Source organism: Methylobacterium sp. P3_A11 (genome assembly GCF_056403155.1).
Genome location: NZ_JBFUGA010000011.1, coordinates 64,119 through 85,379, shown reverse-complemented (window position 1 = coordinate 85,379; position 21,261 = coordinate 64,119). Strand labels below are relative to the sequence as shown.

Here is a 21,261-nt window from a genome sequence, read left to right as displayed (position 1 = left end):
GCTGGAAACGAATGTCGCGGAGCTGCGCGCGGCCGCCGAGACCGCCGAGCGCGGGCGGACCGAGGATGCCGAGCGGGCCGCAGCCGGAATCGGACGCGCGGCCGAGCGGATCGGCAAGCTCGCCGAGGCGCTGGGCGGCGCCGGGTCGCGCGGGTGAGGGCGGTGGCGCGGCCCGTCGAATCGAAGCCGCCGGTCATCGAGGCCATCGGTCACCCGATGACGCCCCGCTCATCCGTCCTGCAGCAGAATGGCGGCTGGTCCTGAGGGCCTATGAGCGCGCATCCCGTGAGCGCTCTCGAGATCAAGCAGGACGACCTGTCCGGCGAACAGACGCGTCTGGTGTTGGCCCTTCACCTAGCCGGCATGCAAGCCGCTTCGCCGCCCGGCAGCGTGTTCGCCCTCGATCTCTCGGGCCTGCAGGCCCCGGAGGTCACCGTATGGACGGCGTGGCGCGCGAATCGCGTGGCCGCCGTCGGAGCGATCAAGATGCTGCCGGACGGCACCGCCGAGGTGAAGTCCATGCGGACCCATCCCGAATTTTTGCGTCAGGGCGCCGGCTCGGCCATCCTCGAGACCGTCATCGCCGCTGCCCGCACCCGGGGTGTCCGCCGTCTGAGCCTCGAGACCGGCAGCGGACCGGCGTTCGAGCCGGCTCTCGCACTCTACCGATGCCGCGGCTTCGCGAACGGCGCAGCTTTCGGTCAATACAGTGCGACTGAATTCAATCAGTTCTGGCACTTGGATCTGGACTGACCCGTCGGCGCGCGCCGAACGATTCTGGCTGCGCAAGACAGGCCTGGGCGCCCCCTGTCACCCGGTCTCGGCGATGTAGCGCCCGAGCGCCGCCGCCGCCCGCAGCATATGGGCGCGCATCCGTCGAGCCGCCGTCTCGCCGTCGCCCTCCGCGATCGCCGCCAGGATCTCGCCATGCTCCTCCCGCGATCGGCGGATCCGGTCGGCGTGGCGCAGCTGTGTCCTGCGGAAGGCGGCGAGCCGCTCCCGGATTGCCAGCGCCTGCTCGGCCATGAAGCCATTGTGGGTCGCCGTGTAGAGCGCCTCGTGGAAGGTGCGGTTGAAGCGATCGTAGGCGTCGACGTCGCCCGCCTCGACGGCTGCGGCCGATTCTTCATGGAGTTCCATGAGTTGGCCCCGTTCCAGGGGCGTCATCCGGTAGGTGGCGAGCCGGGCGCACATCGCCTCGATCTCGGCGGTGGTCTCGAACATGTCGGCGATTCGCTGCGGCGTCAGCCGGGCGACCACGACTCCCCGGCGGGGTCGCATCTCCACTAGTCCGGAGGCCGCCAGTTGCCGCAGGGCCTCCCGGACAGGCGTGCGCGAGGCTCCGTAGCGCTGCGCGAGGTTCTGCTCGTCGAGCGCCGTGCCGGCGGCGATCGTCCCCGATGCGATGGCATCGGTGAGGGCGTCCCGGATCCGATCCGAGAGGAGCCCGCTGTCGATCTTCTGGAACTCGCCGTGCATTCACCGTTCCCGGACACGCGCTGCCACGCGCGAACGCCATACTCCCAGGATGACGGCGCAACACAACAGCCTAATCCGTCGACCGAGAGGAAAGAATCCCGCGCCCCGGGCCTCAGCCTACCAGCGCTCGCACCGTCAGGAACAGGATCGAGGGTCCGACGAGGCAGCCGATTCCGGTGTGGAAGGTCGCGGTCAGCGCCCCGTAGGGCACGAGTTTGGGATCCGTGGCCGCCAGGCCGCCCGCGACCCCGCTGACGGTGCCCATCAGTCCGCCATACGCCATCGCCGAGCGCGGGTTGTCGAGGCCGATCAGCCGGGCCACCAGGGGCGTGCCCACCATCACCATCACGGCCTTCGTAACGCCGGTGGCGATCGAGAGCGCCATCACGGTGGAATCGGCCCCGATGGCCGCGCCGGTGACGGGGCCGACGATATAGGTGATCGCCCCGGCGCCGATGGTCGTGATCGAGACCGCGTCGTGATAGCCGAAGGCCACGGCGGTCAGCGTGCCGACGATGAACGGCAGGATCGTGCCGAGGGCCAGGGCCAGCACGCCGAGCAGCCCGGCGCGGCGCGCCTCGATCACATCGACCTCGAAGGCCGTGGCGACGATCGCGAAGTCGCGCAGCATCGCCCCGCCCATGAGCCCGATCCCGGCCAGGGCCGGGATATCGGCAAGCCCTTTCTTCCCGCCCGTGGAGAGGCCGCCGACATAGGCGAGGATCAGCCCGAGCACGATGGCGATGGCGGATCCATGGACGCGTCCGTTGGTGAAGTGCCTGGCCGCCAGATTGGAGACGAGGATCAGCGCGCCGACGACCGCGAAGGCGGCCACGAGGCTCTGCTCGATGAAGACGTGCTCGATGCCGTGCCAGATGTCGTATCCCATGGCGCTCACCCCTTCCTGGCCAAGGACGCGTCGGCCGTTGCCGTCGGAGCCGGCTCGGTCTCGCCGCCGATTACGGACCCGCCGTGCTGGACCGTGGCGCTGCCGGGATCGCGCCGGCCGAAGCGACTGAGGAGTGCCACCGCGCCGAAGCACAGGACCAGCGATCCGGTCGCGGCGATGAGCACGATCGGGCCGCCGCTGACGGCCGCCACCACGTTCTGCTGTGCCGCCATGGCCACCACGATCGGGATGTACATGCCCGCCCAGAACTCGACGCCGAACTGGACCCCCTTGGTCAGGCGCCCCCGCCGGGAGAGCCACAGGCGGGCCGCGATCAGCAGGATCATGGCGATGCCGACGCCGCCGACATTCGCCTTCACGCCCAGGGCGAGCCCCAGAAGGTCACCGAGATACACGCCGATCAGCGTGCAGGCTGCGAGCAGGGCGACACCGAGGACGATCATCGGCGTTGGCCCTTCGCGGTGATCCGCTTGTCACCGCGCGCTGGCGGCCGGATCGACGCGCTCGGCATGGAGCGTCTCCTTCCCTGTCGGCTCGGTGGCCTTTCTGTTATTGTATGCAGGACATTGACTTGACGGCAATCCCGTATACGAAACTGTGATGAAGGCGGGTTTGAAAATACTCCACTCCTTAGCTAGTTGGTGGTGAGCATACCGAGAGAGGGCGGGCGTATGACCGGTTGGCAGAGCGAGCGCCTCGCACGCGACGCGCGGATCGAGGCGGGCCGCACGCATGCGGACGGCAAGGTCGTGCCGCCCAGGGCGGTCGTCGATCTGCTGGAGGCGGTCCTGCGACCCGGCGACCGCGTCTGCCTCGAGGGCGACAACCAGAAGCAGGCGGATTGCCTGGCCCGCGGCTTAGCGGCCTGCGATCCCGACAAGATCCACGACCTGCACATGGTCCAGTCGGGGATCGTGCTTCCGGAGCATCTCGACGTGTTCGAGATCGGTATCGCGAAACGGCTGGACTACTCGTATTCCGGCCCGCAGGGCGCGCGGATCGCCAAGATGCTGTACGGCGGCCAGATCGAACTCGGGGCGGTCCACACGTACCTGGAGCTGTTCGCCCGCTACTTCATCGACCTCACGCCCAACGTGGCGCTGATCGCGGGCGTGTCGGCCGACCGGGACGGCAACCTGTATACGGGACCGAATACCGAGGACACGCCGACCGTCGTGGAGGCGACCGCCTTCAAGAACGGAGTGGTGGTCGCGCAGGTCAACGAGATCGTCGACAGGGTCCCACGGGTGGATATCCCGGGCGACCGGATCGACTTCGTGGTGGAGGCCGACAAGCCCTTCTACGTCGAGCCGCTGTTCACCCGCGACCCGGCCGCCATGACCGAGACCCAGATCCTGATCGCCATGATGGCGATCAAGGGGATCTACGCCGAGTACGGTATCCGCCGCCTCAACCACGGCATCGGGTTCGGCACCGCCGCCATCGAGCTGCTGCTGCCGACCTACGGCGAGAGGCTCGGCCTCAAGGGCAAGATCGCCACCCACTGGGCGCTCAACCCGCACCCGACGCTGATCCCGGCGATCGAGTCGGGCTGGGTCAAGCAGATCCACTGTTTCGGTTCGGAAGTCGGGATGGACCGATACATCCGTGCGCGGCCCGACATCTTCTTCACCGGACCGGACGGGAGCCTGCGCTCGAACCGGGCCTTCTGCCAGACCGCCGGCCTCTACGCCTGCGACATGTTCATCGGTGCGACCCTCCAGATCGACCTGATGGGGCATTCCTCGACGGTGACGCAGTCGCGGGTCGCCGGCTTCGGCGGCGCCCCGAACATGGGCTCGGATCCGCACGGACGGCGGCACCCGTCCGATCCCTGGATGAAGGCGGGACGGGAGGGCCAGATCGTCGGCGACCCGGCGTTGATGCGCGGGCGCAAGCTGGTGGTGCAGATGGTCGAGACCTTCGGCGACAAGCTGGTGCCGACCTTCGTGGAGAAGCTCGACGCCCTCGAACTGGCGAAGACGATCGGCCTCGAGCTGGCCCCCGTCATGATCTATGCCGACGACGTGACCCACATCGTCACCGAGGAGGGCATCGCCAACCTCCTGCTGTGCCGGGACGCCGACGAGCGCGAGCAGGCGATCCGGGGCGTTGCCGGCTACACCGAGGTCGGACGGGGGCGCGACCGGGCGAAGGTTGAGGACCTGCGTACCCGGGGTATCATCCGCCGCCCGGAAGATCTCGGCATCGAGCCCCTCGACGCCGACCGGGCGCTGCTCGCCGCGAAATCGATTAAGGACCTCGTCCACTGGTCCGGCGGGCTCTACGAGCCGCCCGCCCGGTTCCGGAACTGGTAGGTTGGCGACCGACGGCGCGGACGCGACACACGGCTGTCCCACCCTCGTCCCGAGGGGCGGGGCGGCAGCCCGGCCTCGGAGGATCTCCCCAGGGATCGCGGCCCTTCGGATATCGGCCGTCGTGGCCTCCGCTACGCTTGCCCACCTCACGATGAGGTGTCCCGATTGGATGACGGATCGTCCCGCGAGGAACCGGCCATGGAATCCCTGACCTTCCGACACACCACCAAGACGCCGCTGCCCGGCACGGTTCCGAGCGCGATCACCGGCGTTGTCGCCTCCGGCAACCTGGAGATCCTGCTGGAGCGGGTGCTCCCGCCGGATGCCTGCGAAGTCGCCATCGACACACCGATCGCCGGCTACGGCGACGTCTGGGCAGCGGTAGTGGCGGATTTCATCGCGCGGGCGCAGCCCGGCGGCATCCGGATCAGCATCAACGACGGCGGCGCCCGCCCCGACACCGTGTCCCTGCGCCTGCTCCAGGGCGCGCGGCTGATGGAGGCCTGACCATGGCTGGCAACCGCGCCGCGCGTTTCGATCCGGACGCCCTGAGCTGGTACGAGGCCACCGCGCGCCAGCGCGTCGCGGCGCTGACCGATGCCGGAAGCTTCCGCGAGTTCCTGGGACCGGCCGAGCGGCGCATGAGCCCGCACCTGCCGCTGTTCGATCTCCCGCGCGCCTTCGACGACGGCATCGTGGTGGGCCGGGCGACCCTCGGCGGCAGCCCGGTCCTGATCGCCGCCCAGGAGGGCCGCTTCATGGGCGGGGCCTTCGGCGAGGTGCACGGGGCCAAGCTCGTCGGTCTCCTCCGCGCGGCCCTAAACCTGAAGCCGAAGGCGGTGCTGATCCTGTTCGACACCGGCGGTGTCCGCCTGCAGGAAGCCAATGCCGGCGAGACCGCCATCGCCGAGACGATGCGGGCCATCGTCGAGGTGCGTGCCGCCGGCATCCCGGTCGTCGGCCTGATCGGCGGCCGGGCCGGCTGCTACGGCGGCGGCGGGCTCATCGCCGGCACCTGCTCGCGGCTGGCCGTCTCGGAGGGCGGCCGCATCTCGGTCTCCGGTCCGGAGGTGATCGAGACCAACAAGGGTGCCGAGGAGTTCGATTCCCGCGACCGGGCGCTGGTCTGGCGCACGATGGGTGGCAAGCACCGCCGGCTGATCGGGGGCGCCGACGCGTTCTGCGCCGACACCGTCGCGTCCTTCCGGACGGCGGCCCTCGCGCTGATCGACCATGCGCCGGCCTTCGACCTCGCGACCCTGGAGGCCGAGCAGGCGCGCCTGGAATCCCGGATCGACCGCTACGGCGCCTGCCGCGACGCCACGGATGTCTGGGCGCGGCTCGGCGTCAACGATCCCGATGCCGTGCCGGCGATGGACACCGATGCGTTCGTCGAGACCGTGACCCGCAGCCGGGAGGCCGATCATGACGCTCGCTGAGATCCTCGCCGCGCTGTTCCCACACGGTCACGCCGTCGAGGTTCGCGACGGCCTCGTGACCGGCACCGGCCCCTTTGCGGGCGGGCGGATCCACGTCGTTGGCGTCGACGGCGACACGCCGCTCGGCGTCGAGGGCACCCTGACCCTATCGCGCGCGGTGCTCGACGCGGTGCGGGCGGGCGACCGGGCTCCGATCCTGGTGGCGGTCGATTCCGACAGCCAGCGCATGAGCCGGCGCGACGAGCTCCTCGGCCTGAACGAGTGCCTCGCGCATCTCGCCAAGGTGCTGCTCCTGGCCGACCGGTCGGGCCATCCGACGATCGGGCTGATCTACGGTCACTCGGCCGCCGGGGCCTTCATCGCCACGGCGCTCGCCACCCGGGTGCTGGCGGCTCTGCCCGGCGCCAACCCGAGCGTCATGGACCTGCCCTCGGTCGCGCGGGTGACCAAGCTGCCCCTCGCCAAGCTCGAGGAGATGGCGCAGTCGACACCGGTCTTCGCACCCGGCCTCGACAACATGGTGGCAACCGGTGCGGTCCACGCCGTCCTGGACCCGAGCCAATCCCTCGAACGGCAGATCCGCGCGCTCATCGGTGGGATGCCGCCCGGGGATGTCCGCGACCGCCTGGGCGCGGAGCGGGGCGGGCGGCCGGTGGCGGGCACCGTCGCCGCCGCGGTCGCCGAGCAGGCGCGCTTTGGCTGAGGCCTTCAGGCGGCACGACCTCGTCCGCGCCGATCCGGCGGCCTGGACGGCCTGGCTCGCGGGTCGGCCCGATCTCGGCGGGCTCCCGCACCTCGCGGGCTGGGCGGCGGCCGGCCATCCGCTGATCGTCCGGCGCCGGGTGCCCGGGGAAACAGGGGAGGCGATCCCCCTCGGCCTGCCCCTGCCGCCGGCCGACGGAAAGCGGCGGATCGGCCTCGCGCTGCCACAGGCCGCGCTGACCCGCGTCGCGCCGATCAGGCTGGCCGACGCCGCCGCACAAGCGCCATCGCCCTGGCGGGCGAGTCTCGCGGCCCTGACGGCTCTCGGAGATCGGCACGGACCCGCGCCGCGGCCGTTCGGCAGCCTCCTCTGGCAGGCGTTCACCGGCCTGACCTACCTGAGCCCCACCTCCGACCTCGACCTGCTCTGGCCCTGCCGGTTGCCGGTATCCCGGGGCCTGCTCGATGGCATTGCCGTGGTCGCTGAGGCGGCGCCGATGGGCATCGACGGCGAGATCCTGCTGCCGGACGGCACCGGCCTGCACTGGCGCGAACTGCGCGACGCACCGCAGGACGGATCGATCCTCGCCAAGGGCCTGGACCGGCTGGATCTCCGTCCGGTCGCGTCGCTGCGCGAGCGGGAGCCTGCATGACCCTCGCGGTTCTCCTCTCCGGCCAGGGCGGGCAGCACGCCGCGATGTTCGCCATCACGGCCGATCACCCGGCCGCGCAGGACGTGTTCGCGGCCGCCAAGCCGCTCCTCGACGGCGCCGACCCGCGTGATCTCGCCCGCGCGGGCGGTGACGCGCTGCACGCGAACCGGACCGGGCAGATCCTCTGCTGCGTGGCCGCTCTGGCCGCCTGGCAGGCGCTGGGCGACGCGAAACCGGACCGGGTGATCGTGGCCGGCTACAGCATCGGCGACCTCGCGGCCTGGGGCATCGCAGGACGCCTCGGCCACGCGGACGTCCTGACACTGGCCGCCCGTCGCGCGGAGGCCATGGATGCCGCCTCGGGTGCCGGGTTCGGCCTCGCGGGGATCCGCGGCCTCGCCCTCGCCGTGCTCGACGACCTGGCTTCGCGCCACGATTGCCACCTCGCGATCCGCAACGCCGCCGACAGCGGGGTGGTCGGCGGCCCGCGCGCGGCCCTGGAGGCGCTGTGCCGCGAGGCCATCGGCGCCGGGGCGCAGCGGGCCGTGATCCTCCCGGTCCACACCCCCTCGCACACGCCCCTGCTGGCCGACGCCACGGCGGCCTTTCGGGGGGCGCTCGCCGAGGCGCCCCCGTGCCGTCCGCCGCCCGGCGCGCCGCGTCTCCTCAGCGGTCTGGACGGCGCGGCGGTCTTCCGCGACGGGGACGGGCGGGAGAAGCTCGCGCTTCAGATCTCGCATACGATCGACTGGGCCGCCTGCCTGGACGCCTGCCGGGAATACGGCGCAGACCGTGTCCTCGAACTCGGTCCCGGCCATGCCCTCGCGACGATGGCTCGGACGGCGCTTCCGGACGCGCGGGTCCACGCCGTCGACGAATTCCGCTCGCTTGCAGGCGTCACCGAATGGCTGGCGCGGCCTTAGTCACGCCGCGCCTACTTGGCGGTTCGCCGCCTCCGGTGCCCTACTATTACGGTGATGTGCGCAAGGCCTCGCGGTCGCCTGGCACAATACTGATGTCGGGGCCTCGCCTTGACGCGCGGGGCGTCGCGGTCGTAGCAGCCGGGCATCTTCGGAACGGGACGGGTTCATGACGGCCAAGCGAGCGCTGATCACGGGTGTGACGGGCCAGGACGGGGCGTATCTGGCGCAGCTGCTCCTGCAGAAGGGCTACGCCGTCACCGGCATCGTGCGCCGCTCCAGCCATGCCGGCGTGTTCGATCACCGGTTGAAATGGCTCGGCATCCTCGACGATGTCGAGCTGGTCGACGGCAACCTGCTCGATCAATCCGCCCTGTTGCGCATCGTCCAGGCCGCCAAGCCCGACGAGATCTACAACCTCGCCGCGCAGTCGTTCGTGACCTCGTCCTGGCAGCAGCCGCTGCTGACCGGTCAGGTCACGGGCTTGGGCGCCGCGCATATGCTCGAATGCTTGCGCTCGGTGGCGCCGCAGGCGCGTTACTACCAGGCCTCGACCTCGGAGATGTTCGGCCTGATCCAGGAGGCCAAGCAGAGCGAGACGACGCCGTTCTACCCGCGCTCGCCCTACGGTGTGGCCAAGCTCTATGCCCACTGGATGACGATCAACTACCGCGAGAGCTTCAATCTGCACGCCTCGAACGGCATCCTGTTCAACCACGAGAGCCCGCTGCGGGGCGTCGAGTTCGTCACCCGCAAGGTCACGGACGCGGTGGCGCGGATCAAGCTCGGCAAGCAGAAGGAGCTGCGGCTGGGCAACATCGACGCCAAGCGCGACTGGGGCCATGCTCGCGACTACGTGCAGGCGATGTGGCTGATGCTGCAGCAGGACCGGCCGGACGACTACGTGATCGCCACGGGCCGGACCACGACGGTGCGGGACATGTGCGCGATCGCGTTCAAGCATGTCGGCCTGAACATCGACGAGCACCTCGTCATCGACCCGGCCCTGTTCCGCCCGGCGGAGGTCGAGGTGCTGCTGGGCAACCCCGCCAAGGCGAAGGCGACCTTCGGCTGGGAGGCGCAGACCAGCCTGGAGGCGCTGATCACCGAGATGGTCGACGCTGACCTCAAGCGCCTCAGCGCCAACGCCTGAGCGGCCGGCCCGCGGGCAGGCTCGCCGACGGCGGCCGGCCGATCCATATGGCGCGCAGTCCCAGACGGAGAGGCGCGCCGTGAAGACCTACCAGCTCTACATCGACGGGCAGTTCGTCGATCCGGTCGAGGGCTCGTGGTTCGAGTCGATCGATCCCTATCGCGGCGAGCCCTGGGCGCGCATCCCGCGCGCCGGACGTGCCGACGTCGACCGGGCGGCGGCCGCCGCCAAGCGCGCCATGTGGGACGGCCCCTGGGCCACCATGACGGCCTCGGCCCGCGGCAAGGTTCTGCGCCGGATCGGCGACCTCGTGGAGCGCGACGCCAGGGCGCTCGCCGAAATCGAGGTCCGCGACAACGGCAAGCTGTTCGCCGAAATGTACGGGCAGACCCGGTACCAGCCCGAATGGTGGTGGTACTACGCGGGGCTCGCCGACAAGGTCGAAGGCGCCCAGGTGCCGATCGACAAACCCGAGACCTTCGCGTTCACCCGGCACGAGCCGGTGGGCGTGGTCGGGGCGCTGACGGCGTGGAACTCGCCGCTCCTGTTCGTAGCCTGGAAGTGCGCCCCGGCCCTGGCGGCCGGCTGCGCCGTCGTGGTGAAGCCCTCCGAGTTCGCCTCGGCGAGCACCCTCGAATTCGCCCGCCTGACCAAGGAGGCCGGGCTGCCTGACGGCCTGTTCAACGTCGTGACCGGCTTCGGCGGCGAGGCGGGCAGCGCCCTCGTCGAGCACCCGGACGTCGCCAAGATCACCTTCACGGGCTCCGACGTGACCGGGGCGAAGGTCTATGAGGCAGCAGCGCGCCAGATCAAGCGCGTGTCGCTGGAACTCGGCGGCAAGTCGCCCAACATCGTCTTCGCCGATGCAGACCTGAAGGCCGCCGCAGCGGGGGCGATTTCGGGCATCTTCGCGGCAACCGGACAGACCTGTATCGCCGGCTCGCGGCTCCTCGTGCAGAACAGCATCCGCCAGGAATTCACCGAGCGCCTGGTCGAGCTCGCCCGCACCGCCAAGCTCGGCGACCCGATGCAGGCCGACACCAATATCGGGCCGATCACGACGCCGCCGCAATACACGAAGGTCCTCGACTACATCGCGCTCGCGAAGAGCGAGGGCGCGCGCTGCGTCTTCGGCGGCAATCCCGCCTCCGGTCCCGGGGTGCTCGGCGGCCAGTTCGTCGAGCCGACGATCTTCACGGGCGTCACCAACGACATGCGCATCGCCCAGGAGGAGGTGTTCGGCCCGGTCCTGTCGATCATCGGCTTCGAGGACGAGGCCGAGGCGCTGAAAGTCGGCAACGACGTGATCTACGGGCTCGCCGCCGGCGTCTGGACCCAGGATATCGGCCGCGCGATGCGCATGTCGAAGGGATTGCGGGCCGGCACCGTCTGGGTGAACACCTATCGGGCGGTGAGCTACATGATGCCGTTCGGCGGGATGAAGCGCTCGGGCATCGGCCGCGAGAGCGGCATCGAGTCGATCCGCGAGTATTTGGAGACCAAGAGCGTCTGGATCTCCACGAGCCGGGATGCGCCGGAGAACCCGTTCGTCATGCGGTGACCGCCTCCGCGCCGACCGATCGCGGCGCGGCCGGCGGGCCGGTCAACCCGGCGCGGGCCGACCCCTCGAAGGCTAAGCCCTCATGTCGACCGCGGGTGCGGGGTCGGCCGGGAGCGCGAGCGAGGCCAGGATGAAGCCCATGAAGAAGAGGACGTACTGATTGACCGACAGCTCCTCGAACATCAGCGACGGGATGAGGAACAGGGCACTGTAGGTCAGGAACCGGCCGAAGGCGGCGGGCGACAGCAGGATCCGCCCGAGCCCGGCGATCAGGAGCAGCGCCGTGGCGATTCCGCTCTGAAGGGCGAGCGAGACGAAGCCGTTGTGGGGCGTCACGAGGCCGGTCAGCGCCTGCAGTTCCTCGCGCCGCGTGACCTCGCCGACGCCGAACGGGTACTCGACGACGAGCTGGAGCGCCGTGACTCCGGACAGGAAGCGCTCGTCGAAGTTGCCGCTGACATTGCGATCCTCGGCGAAACGCCGCTCGATCGCCTGTGCCAGGGTCCCGGGCAGGGGGATGTCTCCCGTCAGCGCCCAGGTGACGAGCAGCAGCCCCGAGACGCCGAGAACCGCCAGCACCGCCCAGGCCTTGACGTTCCGCCGCATCAGCAGAGCGAGGAACAGGAGCGGCATGAACAGTCCGGCACGATTGTTGGTGAACGGAAAGCTCGCCAGCAGGGCCGCGAAATAGCCGAGGTAGATCACCTTCAGGCGGTAGCGCAGGCTCAGCACCAGGGCGGCCGCGCCGCCGAGCGCGTAGACGTGGCCAGTCTCGTTTCCGGAGGCCCAGAGCCCGCCCTGCTTGTCCTGCACGAACAGCTTCAGTTCGTCGTCGAGCCCGTCGGTCGGCACCGCGAGCCCGAACCGTTCGAGGGGCATGCCCGAAGCGGCGAGGAGCAGCACCGCCAGCGAGGCGAGCAGTCCCGCGAGCAGCCCGACGCAGAACGCGTCCTCCACGCGCCGGTCGCGGAACATCACCAGCAGGATGAACGCCTGCACGACGTAGAGCAGCAGTACGAGCGTGAGATAGGTATCGCCCGCCTGCTTGTGGCCCTTCAGGACCAGTGACGCCGCGATGAGCGCCAGGATCCCGGCGAGGGGCGCGACATTGCGCAGGGCTTCCGCAACGACGGCCCTGCGCAGTCCGAGCCATGGAATGAGCAGGAAGGGCAGCAGGTCGGACAAGCGCTGGAACGGAAGCCCGAAGCTCGACGTCAGAACGTTGAAGTTGAGCGCGGCGCCGAGCAGGAACACCGCAATGCGGTCTGCGGTGGCGGACGCGGCCGGCACGGTCTCCTGGATCGGCAACGCCTGTCCCGCCATGGTGCCTATCGTCCGAACGCGCGCTTCCCGCCGACGAGGGCCGCGCGAACCTCCCGAGCCGGACCGCTCCGCCTCCCGGGTGCCCAGTGTCGCGCACAAAGGTTGGCGGAGCGTGCAGATCAGGCCGCGCGACGCATCAGGAAGCCGAGGGCCGTACGCAGGGTGTCCCACAGGAAGACCCGGGCGAGCCCCGCATAGGCGAGGATCCCGACCCCGACCGCCGCGAAGAGGCCGATCCGATCGCCGAGGATGGCGTGCAGCGGATCCTGGACCACCAGCACGAGGCCGGCCATGGCACCGGCACACAGCGTGATCGGCAGCAGGATCCGGACTACGCGGCCGTTCGACACCGGGAGGACGCGCCCGACGCTGGTCACGATCACCGGCGTGAACAGGTAGGCCCGGACCACGTGTCCCGCCACGAGCGCCGTCAGGCCCAGCGGTGCCGTCACGACGGCGGCGGCCGCCCCGAGGCCGAACTGCGCCCCCGCGAGGCGCAGGGCCGTGCCGTTCCGCCCGAGGGCCGTGAAGATCATCCACAGCATCGAGGTGGCCACGAATTCGGGGGCCAGGAACGCCAGCATTCGGAGCACCGGGGCCGCATCGTGCCATTGGTCGCCGAACAGGAAGGGGATCAGCGTCGGGGCGACGGCCGCCATGCCGAAGAAGGCGGGGACCGCGAGGAAGGCCGAGGCCTCGGTGAAGCCATAGAAAGCCGCGGCCAGTTCAGGCGGTCGGTCCTGGAGGCGCGCGTAGGTGGTCAGCCCGACCGTGGTGAGCGGGATGACGGCCACCTGGCTGACGAGGTCGATGCAGCGCCATGCGAGGCGGAGGTACCCGACATCGGTCGCGGACAGAAAATAAGCCGCGATCACCTCCTGGCTGCGGATGGAGGCGACGAGGAGAAGATACGTGCAGAACAGTCGCGAACCGAACGCGACCTGCTCGCGCACGGCCGCGACGTTGAGCCGGAGGGGCGGGATCCACCGCGACGCGGCCCAGGTCAGGAGCGTGGTGGCGCTGGTCGCGACGAGCCGCTGGACGACCAAGCTCCAGACGCCGTAGCCGCCGAGAGCGAGCAGGAGGGCCGCGGCGCCTCCGAGGATGTTGGCGCCGAGGGCGCGCAGAGCCAGCTTGCGGAAGCCGAAGGTCCTCTGGAGGCGCGCCTCGTGGATCGCCCCCGCGGCCGTGATCACGAAGCACAACGAGAGCGCACAGAGGACCGGGCGCAATTCCGGGAGATCGAAGATCCAGGCGATCGGCCCGGACAACGCCACGAGCGCCCCGGCACACAGGATCCCGGTGACGAGCATCACCCAGAACGCGGTCGCGGCGAAATCCTCGTCGAGGTCCGCGCGCTGCACAACCGCGTCCGGCAGGCCGCACCGGGCCACGATCTGCAGGATGTCGATGAAGACGGCGGCGATCGCCACCATGCCGAATTCCGCGGGCTCGATGAGGCGAGCCAGAACCAGGAACACGCCGAAGCTCACGACGACGTTGCCCGTGGAGGCGAGCGCCACCCAGCGTGCCGCGTCGAAGGAGCGGCTCGTCACCGCCGCGGAGGCGAGACCCGGCTCCTCCTCGGCCGCGGCGGCCTCCGTGAGAACCGGCGTGCCGGCGGTCACGGGCGGGCCGCCCGGCGCTCGGCGACGAGTTCGGCGTACAGGTCGAGATACTTCTCGGCGACGCGCTCGGACGTCGATTCGCGGATGACGTGCTGGAAGGCGCGTTCGTCCGGCAGGTCGCCGCGACCGCGGTCGATCACCGCCTGCAGGCGCGTGGCGAGATCGGCCGCATCGCCCGGTTCGAACAGCCAGTCGGTATTGTCCTCTCCGATCAGTTCCGGGATCCCGCCGGAGGCCGCGCCGATCACCGGCACGCCCATCGTGTACGCCTCGTAGATGGTCCGCGGCGACGGCTCGGCCCAGAACGAGGGCACGACCAGCACGTCGATCTCGCTGAGGAAGTCGGCAGGCTTGGCCCAGCCGACGAATTCGATCGGCAACCCCGCAGCCCGGGCCTTGAAGCGCTCGATCGAGTCGTCCATCGCCTGGCCGGCCACGAGGCAGCGCCAGTTGCCCGGGCCGATCCGTCCGAAGGCGTCGATCATCGTGCCGACGCCCTTCTCGACATTGATCCGGCCGAGATAGCCGAAGGTCATCGGGCGCCCCGTGCGGTCGATCCGTCGGCGCGTATCCGGATCACCCTCTGGCACCGTGCACGAGTAGTAGATCACGCGGCGGCGCTCGGGCGCGAGATGGGCGAAGAGGCCGTGATCGACGTGGGTCTTGAGAATCTCGGTGCCCACGCTGACGACGGCGTCCACCGCGCGGTTGGTGATCTGCTTGGCGGCGTTGACGACCTTGCAGCCCAGGTGCCAGCGCTCGCACGGCTTGCCGTCCCGGAACATGGCGGCGTTGCCGCAGATCAGGTCGTACTCGCAGACCGTATGGACGATCGGGATTCCGCGCTTGGCCGCCTCGCGCCAGACGAGGGTCGAGACGTCGAGCAGCGAGTGCGTGTTGACGATGTCGGGCCGGAAATCGTCGAGGACGCGGCCGAACTCGGCCGCGATGGCGAAATTCCACTGCTGCTTGAGCTTCGCCCAGGCGCGGCCGAAGCGGGTGGCCTTCGGCCAGTCCTCAAGCCAGAAATCGTTGTGATGCGCCATGCGGTAGACCGTGACGCCGCCCCGCACCGCCTTGGGCTCCGGCTCACGCGCGATGCAGGCGGCCGCCACCGTATGTCCCGCCGCGACCAGCTCCTCGGCGAGGTGCTCCACCGAGCGCTCCGCGCCGCCCACGATATAGGGCGGATAGAGGGCACTGAGATGCAGGATCCGCAGGGGACCCGTGACGGCGGCGAGGTCGGTCCCGCCGGTCGGCCGGGCGCGGACCGCAGAATCCACTGCATCCGGCAACAGGCGGGCGTAGCTTGGGGACAAAGCGGGATTCATCATAGGCTGCACTCGCTGAGATGCGGGCGCTCCGCGCGCGCAGGACGCTCGGAGATCGGATGGTCGATGCGCGCGGCGTCGAGGGTCGCGGCATAGAGGTCGAGATAGGCGGCTGCGACGGCGGCCGGATCGGTGCCGGCGCGCACGACGGCGGCGCGCGCGGGGGCCTCCGCGAGATGCTCGGGCGTCGCGACGATCCGGGCCATCGCGGCGGCGAGCGCCGGGGCATCGCCGGGCGCAACGAGCCAGGGGCCCCACCCGATCTGCTCGCCGATCCCGCCGGCAGCCGTCCCGATCACCGGGACGCCGCGCCCGTAAGCTTCCGCGACCGTGCGGCCGAAGGGCTCGGGCCAGATCGGCGGGACCACGAGGCAATCGATCCCGTCCAGAAAGGCGTCTCGCTCGGCATAGCCAAGGAAGGAGACCGGAAGACCCTGCGCCAGCGCCCGGTACCGATCGATCCCGTCCGCGGCCCGGCCGGCGATCTCGAGCCGCCACCCCTGCCGGGGCAGCAGGCGGCAGGCTTCGATCAGCACGTCGCTACCCTTGGCGGCCTCGATGCGGCCGAGGTAGCCGAACCGCACCGGCTCGCCCGGCCGCCGCGCGGGGCGGGTCGCCGGAGCGCCGGGCGTGATCGGGTTCCAGATCACACGGCGCCGGTCGGCCGGCACCGTGGCGAACAGCCCGGCGGCCAGATGTCGATCCAGGATGTCCGTGCCCACCGCCGTGACCGCGTCGACCGCGCGCTGGCAGCGACGGTGGGGCTCCGCGTAGAGACGGCACTTGAGGTGCTGGCCGGCGCAGGCGCGGCCGTGGCGTACCATCGCGCCGTTCGTGCAGAGGCTGGTGAAGTCGTGCAGCGTGTGCACCACCGGCACGCCGAGCCGGCGCAGCATCGGCCAGAGGGCCGGTGGCAGCTCGGAGATCGAGTGCGTGTTGACGAGATCCGGGGCGAAGTGCCGGACCGCCTCGGCGAAGCGGACGAGCGCGTCACGATTCCATTGTGACGCGAGCTTGTAGCGGAGCCGGTCGAGGCGTCCGCGCTGCGGCCAGTCGAGGATATGGAACGGGGTCCCGTAGCCCGTGCGGTAGACGGTGACGCCGTCCTGCAGGACCGGCTTGTCCACCGTCCGCGACGCGCAGGCGACGGCCACGGCGTGGCCGAGGCCAACCTGTGTGCGGGCCAGGGTCTCGACCATCAGTTCGGCACCGCCGACCTGTTCGGGCGGGTAAAGAGAGCTAAGGTGCAGGATGCGCATGCGGCACCTCCCGGGTCGTTGCTGCCGGGGCGGCACCCCGGATCGCATCGAGCAGCAGCCCTTCGTAACGGCGCGCCGTTTCCGCCCAGTCGTACCGACGGGCATTGTCGTGACCGCGGGCGATCAGCCCGGTCCGCAGGCCGGGCTCGTCGAGCAGGCGGACCAGGCATGCGGCGAGGGCCGCGGGGTCGGCAGGGTCGAAGGTCAGGGCGCCGGCCCCCGCGATCTCGGGCGTGGCGGAGCGGTTCGAGCAGATCACCGGGCAGCCGAGTGCCTGCGCTTCCAGGACGGGCAGGCAGAAGCCCTCGGCGAAGGACGGCACACAGAGGCACAGGGCGCCGCGATAGAGGGCGGTCAGCTGGCCATCGCCGATCCGGGACAGGCGCGTCAGCGGGATGGGAGCGCCGTCGAGGGCGGTCGCGATCGTCTCGTCCGGGTCTTCACCGACATGGACGATGCCGATCCCTCGGCGCCCCAGACCGGCCACGGCTCTGGCAAGGGTCGCGAAATTCTTGTTGTAGAGGGCGTTGCCCACGGCCAGCACGAATCGACCGCTCGGGATTCCGGCCGCGGGCTCGTTCTCGGCGGGATCGAGCATCGGCGCGGAGGGCACGGTCTGCGTCCGGTCGCGGAGGGACGGGTAGAAGCGCACAAGATCGCGCCGGGTCGTCTCGGACACGGTTATCACCCGGGCGCTGTTGCCGAGGACGAACCGGAAGATCGGATCGGTGGTCAGGGCCTCGCGCGAGGCCAAACGCTCGGGAAGCGTGCGGAAGTAGAGATCGTGTACGACGCTAACCCGCGCACGCCCGCCATAGGCCGCACCGTAGGGGTCGGCATTCAGCACGACATCGATGTCCCGCGCCCGGCACAGTCTCGGGACGGTGAGGGCCTGACGCAGGACATCGAGCAGCATGATGCGCGGGCGCGGCACCGTGAGTATCTCGATCCGATCGCGGATCGCCGGGGGAAGCTGGTCCCGGGTCCAGGGCGAGCGCAGCACGACCGTAAAGGTGCCGCGCTCGACCAGGCCGGCGATCACCCGGAAAGCCACGAGCGCGACTCCCGACGGCCGACCGGCATGCTGACTGGGCATGTTCACGAGGACGCGCGGCATGGCGGCTCTGACGGCTCCGATCGGGAAGGTGGGTCGCCGGCCCGTCAGGCGCGGTCGGCGGCGTGGAAAATGAGATCGTCGAGGTCGCGCTGCATCCGGTCTGCGCCGTAGAGGGCGAGGGCTCGTTCCCGAGCCAGATCGGTGCGCGTGGCGAAAGCGCCCGGATCGTCTCGCAGCGCGGCGAGCGTTGCCGCGAGGCGGTCGGAATCCCGGGGCGGCACCAGCGTGCCGGCGGCACCGCCATCGAGGATCTCCGCCGACGCACCGGCATCGGTAGCGATCACCGGCACGCCCGCGAGCATCGCTTCGACGAGGGTGCGGCCGAACGGCTCCGGGTCGACGGAGGGATGCACCACCGCGTCGACCGCCTGCATCAACAGAGGCACGTCGGCGCGCTGGCCGAGGAACTGGACCCGGTCCGAGACACCGAGTGCCGCCGCGAGGTCGCGCAGATGCGCCGCGAAGGCATCCTCGCCGAACAACGGGGCGCCCACCACGATGCAGCGCATGTCCGGCACCTTTGCCAGCGCGTCGATCAGGACGTCCTGCCCCTTCCAGGGGGCGATACGGCTGAATACGCCGACGAGGAGCCCGGCCGGCAGACCGAGTTCGGCCCGTAACGCCTCGGAGGGGCGCGGATCGCGGGCGAGGTCGAGGCCGTTGGGAACGATCCGGATCAGCGACCGGCGCCCGCCGGCCTTGGCGAAGGCGCGCGCGGCGGCCTCCGAGGGGACGATCACCTGTGCCGCGCAGAGATTGGCCAGTCTCACCTGCAGGGTACGCTGGGCAAAGCCGAAATGTGCGTTGTCCAGAATGTCGTGCAAGTGCCAGATCAGGGGGCGTCCGACGAGGCGCGCGGCGAGCGCCGACAGGAGGAACGCCTTCTGAGAATTGGCATAGACCACGTCGCAGCGGCGGGCCGCCCGCGCGATCTCCAGCGCGAGGGCGCCGAGCTGGCCGAGGACCGGAAGGGCACGCAGGGGCGACACGTCCCTGCGCAGATCCGTCAGCGCGGTCCGGCGGCGCGCGAGGAGGATCTCCAGGCCTTCGCCCCGCAGGGCTTCGGCCAGGGCGCCGTCCTCGAACAGGAACGCCGTCGATCCCCGCCAGGGGCGGACGGCATCGCGCAGCACCAGCTCCGCCCCCGACATCGTGCCCGTGTGGCTGACGAACAGCACGCGGGGGCGCACGCCGCGCCCGGACCGGCCGGCACGGGTCCGGTCGATCGATCCGCCCTGGGCGAGCGCCTCGGCTCCGAGCATGCCGGTCATCGCGCCCTCGCGACATTGCGCGGATCGGGCAGCGGCATGACATCGTAGGTCGACTGGCTTCCCGGCCTGACCATCGTCATCGCGATGCCGAGCACCGCGCCGCCGGCCCGCCGGAGGTTCGCCACGGTCTCGACCGTGTCCGAGAGCTGGGAGCGGCCGTAACGCGCGCAGCAGAGCACGCCGTCGACGTGGCGGGCGAGCATCGACGCGTCCATCAGCAGGCTGGTCGGCGGCGTGTCGAGGAGGACGAGGTCGTAACGGCGGCTCCAGTCGAGGAAGTCGACCATCCGATCGCTCATCAGGAGTTCAGTGGAATCCGCGGTGGGAATCCCGGCCGGGATGACGTCGAACCGTCCCGCCGCGACCACGGCGTCCGCCGGGTCGATCTCGCCGCGGAGCACACCGCCGAGCCCCGGTCCGCGCCCGAGCCCGAGGGATGCCTCGAAGTTGGGGCGGCGCAGGTCGCACTCGACCACCAGGACGCGCCGTCCGCTGGCCGCGCCGATGACGGCCATCGCGAAAGCCGTGAACGACTTGCCCTCGCGCGGCTTGGCGGAGGTCACCAGGACGACGCGGGACTTTCCGCCGCCCGCCAGAACGAGATGCGCGTGCAGGTTGCGCAGAACGTTCTGCATCATCGGGTCGACCCGCGCCCGGGCCAGGGCCTCAGGGAGTTCGAGTTCCCGGTACCGGTCGGAGAAGCGGCCGACGAGGCCGGCAGTCTCCAGGCAGGGCAGCTGGGCGAAGACGGGGGCACCGGTGCCCGCCATGAGCTGTTCGGAGGTCCGCACGCGCCGGTCGGTGTAGTCCCGCAGCAGCGCTGCGGCGGCCGCCAGCACGCCCGCGAGGACGATGCCGCCGGCCAGGAACGGCACGGCCTTGGGGGAGAACGGCTCCTGCGGCAGCTCCGCGAGGCTCACCAGCCGGGTGCTTCCGGTGAGGATGCGCCGCTCGGTCTCGAGTTCGCCGGCCCGCTTCACGAGGTCGGCGTAGCGGGTGCGCTTGATCTCCGCGTTGCGCACCATGCCCTCGATCGAGGCCTCGTCGTCCATGGCGGCGGCGGCATCCGTCTTGGCGGTCTCCAGCTGGGCGCGCAGGGACTTGGCGAGGGCGTTCGACGCCTCGTAGGACTTGCGCAGGCCCCGCGCGACATTGCCGATCTCCTGATCGATGCGCTCGCGCAGGCTGGCTTGCTCGGTCTGCAGCGCCCGGATGATCGGGTGGTTGGCGCCCAGGAGGGTGCTCTGGTTGGCGAGCTGCGCGCTGACGCCGCTGAGTTGCTGCTTGAGGGAGACCACGGTCTGGCTCGACAGGACCGCCGGGGCGCTGTCGGCACCATGCGCGCCCCTGTTCTCGATCTCGCTCAGGCGGGCTGCGGCGTCGGCCTTCGCGGTCTCCGCGGCGGCGAGCTGCTGGCTGATGCTGGTGAGGCGCTCGGAACTGATGGGGGCGTTCGCGCCCTTCAGCAGTCCCTTGCGCCGCCGGAAGGTCTGGATCCGGGTCTCGTCGGCGCGGATCGAGGCGTCGAGCTGGCTGATCTCGGTGTGCAGCCAGTCGGCCGCGGCCTTGCGGCTGGAGGCCTGGGCCTCGCGCTGGTCGTCGAGGAAGGCGTTGATGAGGCCGTTGGCCATCGTCTGCGCCGTCTCGGGCAGCGGCGACCTGTAGCCGATCGTGATGATCCGCGAGCGGCCCGAACTCAGGACCGAGTAGCGCTTCTGCAGATATTCGACGAGGGCGTTGCGATCGGTCGTGAGGGTCGTGCAGGCGGCGTCCTTCTTGGCGCTGATCTGATCGGGATGCCCGCGGGTGGCGGCGTAGCGGCACTCGGCCATGACCGAGGCGACGAGGCCGTCATCGATCGCGAGGCGGAGCAGCCGGGGCGAGCGGATCACCTGGATCTGGCTCTCGATGTCGGCCGGGTCACCGATCTTCTGGATCCAGGCCATGGAGGCGTTGTGGGCGCCGGGCTCGGCTTCGGCCACGATCACGGAACCGACCGCCACGTATTGCGGCGCAATCATCGTCAGGGCGATGACCGCCAGCCCGAGCACGGCGGCGAACACGGAGGCGAAGAGGTAGCGCCGGTGCCAGATCCGGGCGAGGGATGCGGCGAGCGGGCCGCTGCGCCCCGGACCCTGAGGCACGGCGCGAACCGCGGCGCGATCGGCCAGATCGACGGTCAGGAAGGACATGCGCC

The 21,261-nt window shown here is 70.5% G+C and carries 19 protein-coding genes; 9 read left to right on the top strand and 10 right to left on the bottom strand.

Going from position 1 to position 21,261, the window contains the following annotated elements; genetic code table 11:
- Positions 1 to 270: 270 nt before the first annotated feature.
- Positions 271 to 753, top strand: a complete 483-nt coding sequence (locus AC1DXK_RS05790) for a GNAT family N-acetyltransferase (RefSeq protein WP_477297137.1) — start codon at positions 271 to 273, stop codon at positions 751 to 753.
- 57 nt (positions 754 to 810) lie between these two features.
- Here the strand turns inward: AC1DXK_RS05790 and AC1DXK_RS05785 are convergent, their stop codons facing one another.
- The 3 genes from AC1DXK_RS05785 to madL form a co-directional block, all read right to left on the bottom strand.
- A complete protein-coding gene (locus AC1DXK_RS05785; RefSeq protein WP_457105008.1) occupies positions 811 to 1,479 on the bottom strand; it encodes a GntR family transcriptional regulator in 669 nt (222 codons plus the stop codon).
- 112 nt (positions 1,480 to 1,591) lie between these two features.
- A complete protein-coding gene (madM, locus tag AC1DXK_RS05780; protein WP_457105086.1) occupies positions 1,592 to 2,356 on the bottom strand; it encodes a malonate transporter subunit MadM in 765 nt (254 codons plus the stop codon).
- A 17-nt stretch (positions 2,357 to 2,373) separates the two neighbouring features.
- A complete protein-coding gene (gene madL / locus AC1DXK_RS05775; RefSeq protein ID WP_457105007.1) occupies positions 2,374 to 2,832 on the bottom strand; it encodes a malonate transporter subunit MadL in 459 nt (152 codons plus the stop codon).
- A 228-nt stretch (positions 2,833 to 3,060) separates the two neighbouring features.
- Between madL and mdcA the strand changes: the two genes are divergently transcribed.
- From mdcA to AC1DXK_RS05735, 8 genes are all read left to right on the top strand, one after another.
- On the top strand, positions 3,061 to 4,707 hold the full coding sequence (gene mdcA / locus AC1DXK_RS05770) for a malonate decarboxylase subunit alpha (protein ID WP_457105006.1): 1,647 nt from the start codon (positions 3,061 to 3,063) through the stop codon (positions 4,705 to 4,707).
- Between the two features lie 198 nt (positions 4,708 to 4,905).
- Positions 4,906 to 5,214, top strand: coding sequence for a malonate decarboxylase acyl carrier protein (mdcC, locus tag AC1DXK_RS05765; protein WP_457105005.1), 309 nt, complete (start codon positions 4,906 to 4,908; stop codon positions 5,212 to 5,214).
- A 2-nt stretch (positions 5,215 to 5,216) separates the two neighbouring features.
- Entirely contained in the window at positions 5,217 to 6,146 is a 930-nt protein-coding gene (locus AC1DXK_RS05760; protein WP_457105004.1) for a biotin-independent malonate decarboxylase subunit beta, read from the top strand.
- A complete protein-coding gene (gene mdcE, locus AC1DXK_RS05755; protein WP_477297133.1) occupies positions 6,133 to 6,849 on the top strand; it encodes a biotin-independent malonate decarboxylase subunit gamma in 717 nt (238 codons plus the stop codon). The genes AC1DXK_RS05760 and mdcE overlap by 14 nt, the downstream gene beginning before the upstream one ends.
- A complete protein-coding gene (mdcG, locus tag AC1DXK_RS05750; RefSeq protein ID WP_457105002.1) occupies positions 6,842 to 7,501 on the top strand; it encodes a malonate decarboxylase holo-[acyl-carrier-protein] synthase in 660 nt (219 codons plus the stop codon). The genes mdcE and mdcG overlap by 8 nt, the downstream gene beginning before the upstream one ends.
- Entirely contained in the window at positions 7,498 to 8,424 is a 927-nt protein-coding gene (locus AC1DXK_RS05745; RefSeq protein WP_457105001.1) for an acyltransferase domain-containing protein, read from the top strand. The genes mdcG and AC1DXK_RS05745 overlap by 4 nt, the downstream gene beginning before the upstream one ends.
- A 166-nt stretch (positions 8,425 to 8,590) precedes the next feature.
- Positions 8,591 to 9,574, top strand: coding sequence for a GDP-mannose 4,6-dehydratase (gmd, locus tag AC1DXK_RS05740; RefSeq protein ID WP_457105000.1), 984 nt, complete (start codon positions 8,591 to 8,593; stop codon positions 9,572 to 9,574).
- A gap of 79 nt (positions 9,575 to 9,653) precedes the next feature.
- The gene (locus AC1DXK_RS05735) at positions 9,654 to 11,135 is read left to right on the top strand and encodes an aldehyde dehydrogenase (protein ID WP_457104999.1); all 1,482 of its coding nucleotides are present in this window, start codon (positions 9,654 to 9,656) and stop codon (positions 11,133 to 11,135) included.
- A 72-nt stretch (positions 11,136 to 11,207) separates the two neighbouring features.
- Here the strand turns inward: AC1DXK_RS05735 and AC1DXK_RS05730 are convergent, their stop codons facing one another.
- The 7 genes from AC1DXK_RS05730 to AC1DXK_RS05700 form a co-directional block, all read right to left on the bottom strand.
- Positions 11,208 to 12,458, bottom strand: coding sequence for a hypothetical protein (locus tag AC1DXK_RS05730; RefSeq protein WP_457104998.1), 1,251 nt, complete (start codon positions 12,456 to 12,458; stop codon positions 11,208 to 11,210).
- A 119-nt stretch (positions 12,459 to 12,577) separates the two neighbouring features.
- Positions 12,578 to 14,086: a lipopolysaccharide biosynthesis protein gene (locus AC1DXK_RS05725; protein ID WP_457104997.1), complete on the bottom strand. Its 1,509-nt coding sequence runs from the start codon at positions 14,084 to 14,086 to the stop codon at positions 12,578 to 12,580.
- Positions 14,083 to 15,306, bottom strand: a complete 1,224-nt coding sequence (locus AC1DXK_RS05720; RefSeq protein ID WP_477297139.1) for a glycosyltransferase family 4 protein — start codon at positions 15,304 to 15,306, stop codon at positions 14,083 to 14,085. Before AC1DXK_RS05720 ends, AC1DXK_RS05725 begins: the two co-directional genes overlap by 4 nt.
- 110 nt (positions 15,307 to 15,416) lie before the next feature.
- Positions 15,417 to 16,676 (bottom strand): glycosyltransferase family 4 protein, encoded by a 1,260-nt coding sequence (locus AC1DXK_RS05715; protein ID WP_457104996.1) that lies wholly within the window; start codon positions 16,674 to 16,676, stop codon positions 15,417 to 15,419.
- Complete coding sequence (locus AC1DXK_RS05710) at positions 16,657 to 17,793, bottom strand: glycosyltransferase family 4 protein (protein WP_457104995.1); 1,137 nt, start codon at positions 17,791 to 17,793, stop codon at positions 16,657 to 16,659. Before AC1DXK_RS05710 ends, AC1DXK_RS05715 begins: the two co-directional genes overlap by 20 nt.
- A gap of 44 nt (positions 17,794 to 17,837) precedes the next feature.
- Positions 17,838 to 19,064, bottom strand: a complete 1,227-nt coding sequence (locus tag AC1DXK_RS05705) for a glycosyltransferase (RefSeq protein WP_457104994.1) — start codon at positions 19,062 to 19,064, stop codon at positions 17,838 to 17,840.
- Complete coding sequence (locus AC1DXK_RS05700) at positions 19,061 to 21,256, bottom strand: GumC family protein (protein WP_457104993.1); 2,196 nt, start codon at positions 21,254 to 21,256, stop codon at positions 19,061 to 19,063. The genes AC1DXK_RS05705 and AC1DXK_RS05700 overlap by 4 nt, the downstream gene beginning before the upstream one ends.
- Positions 21,257 to 21,261 lie beyond the last annotated feature (5 nt).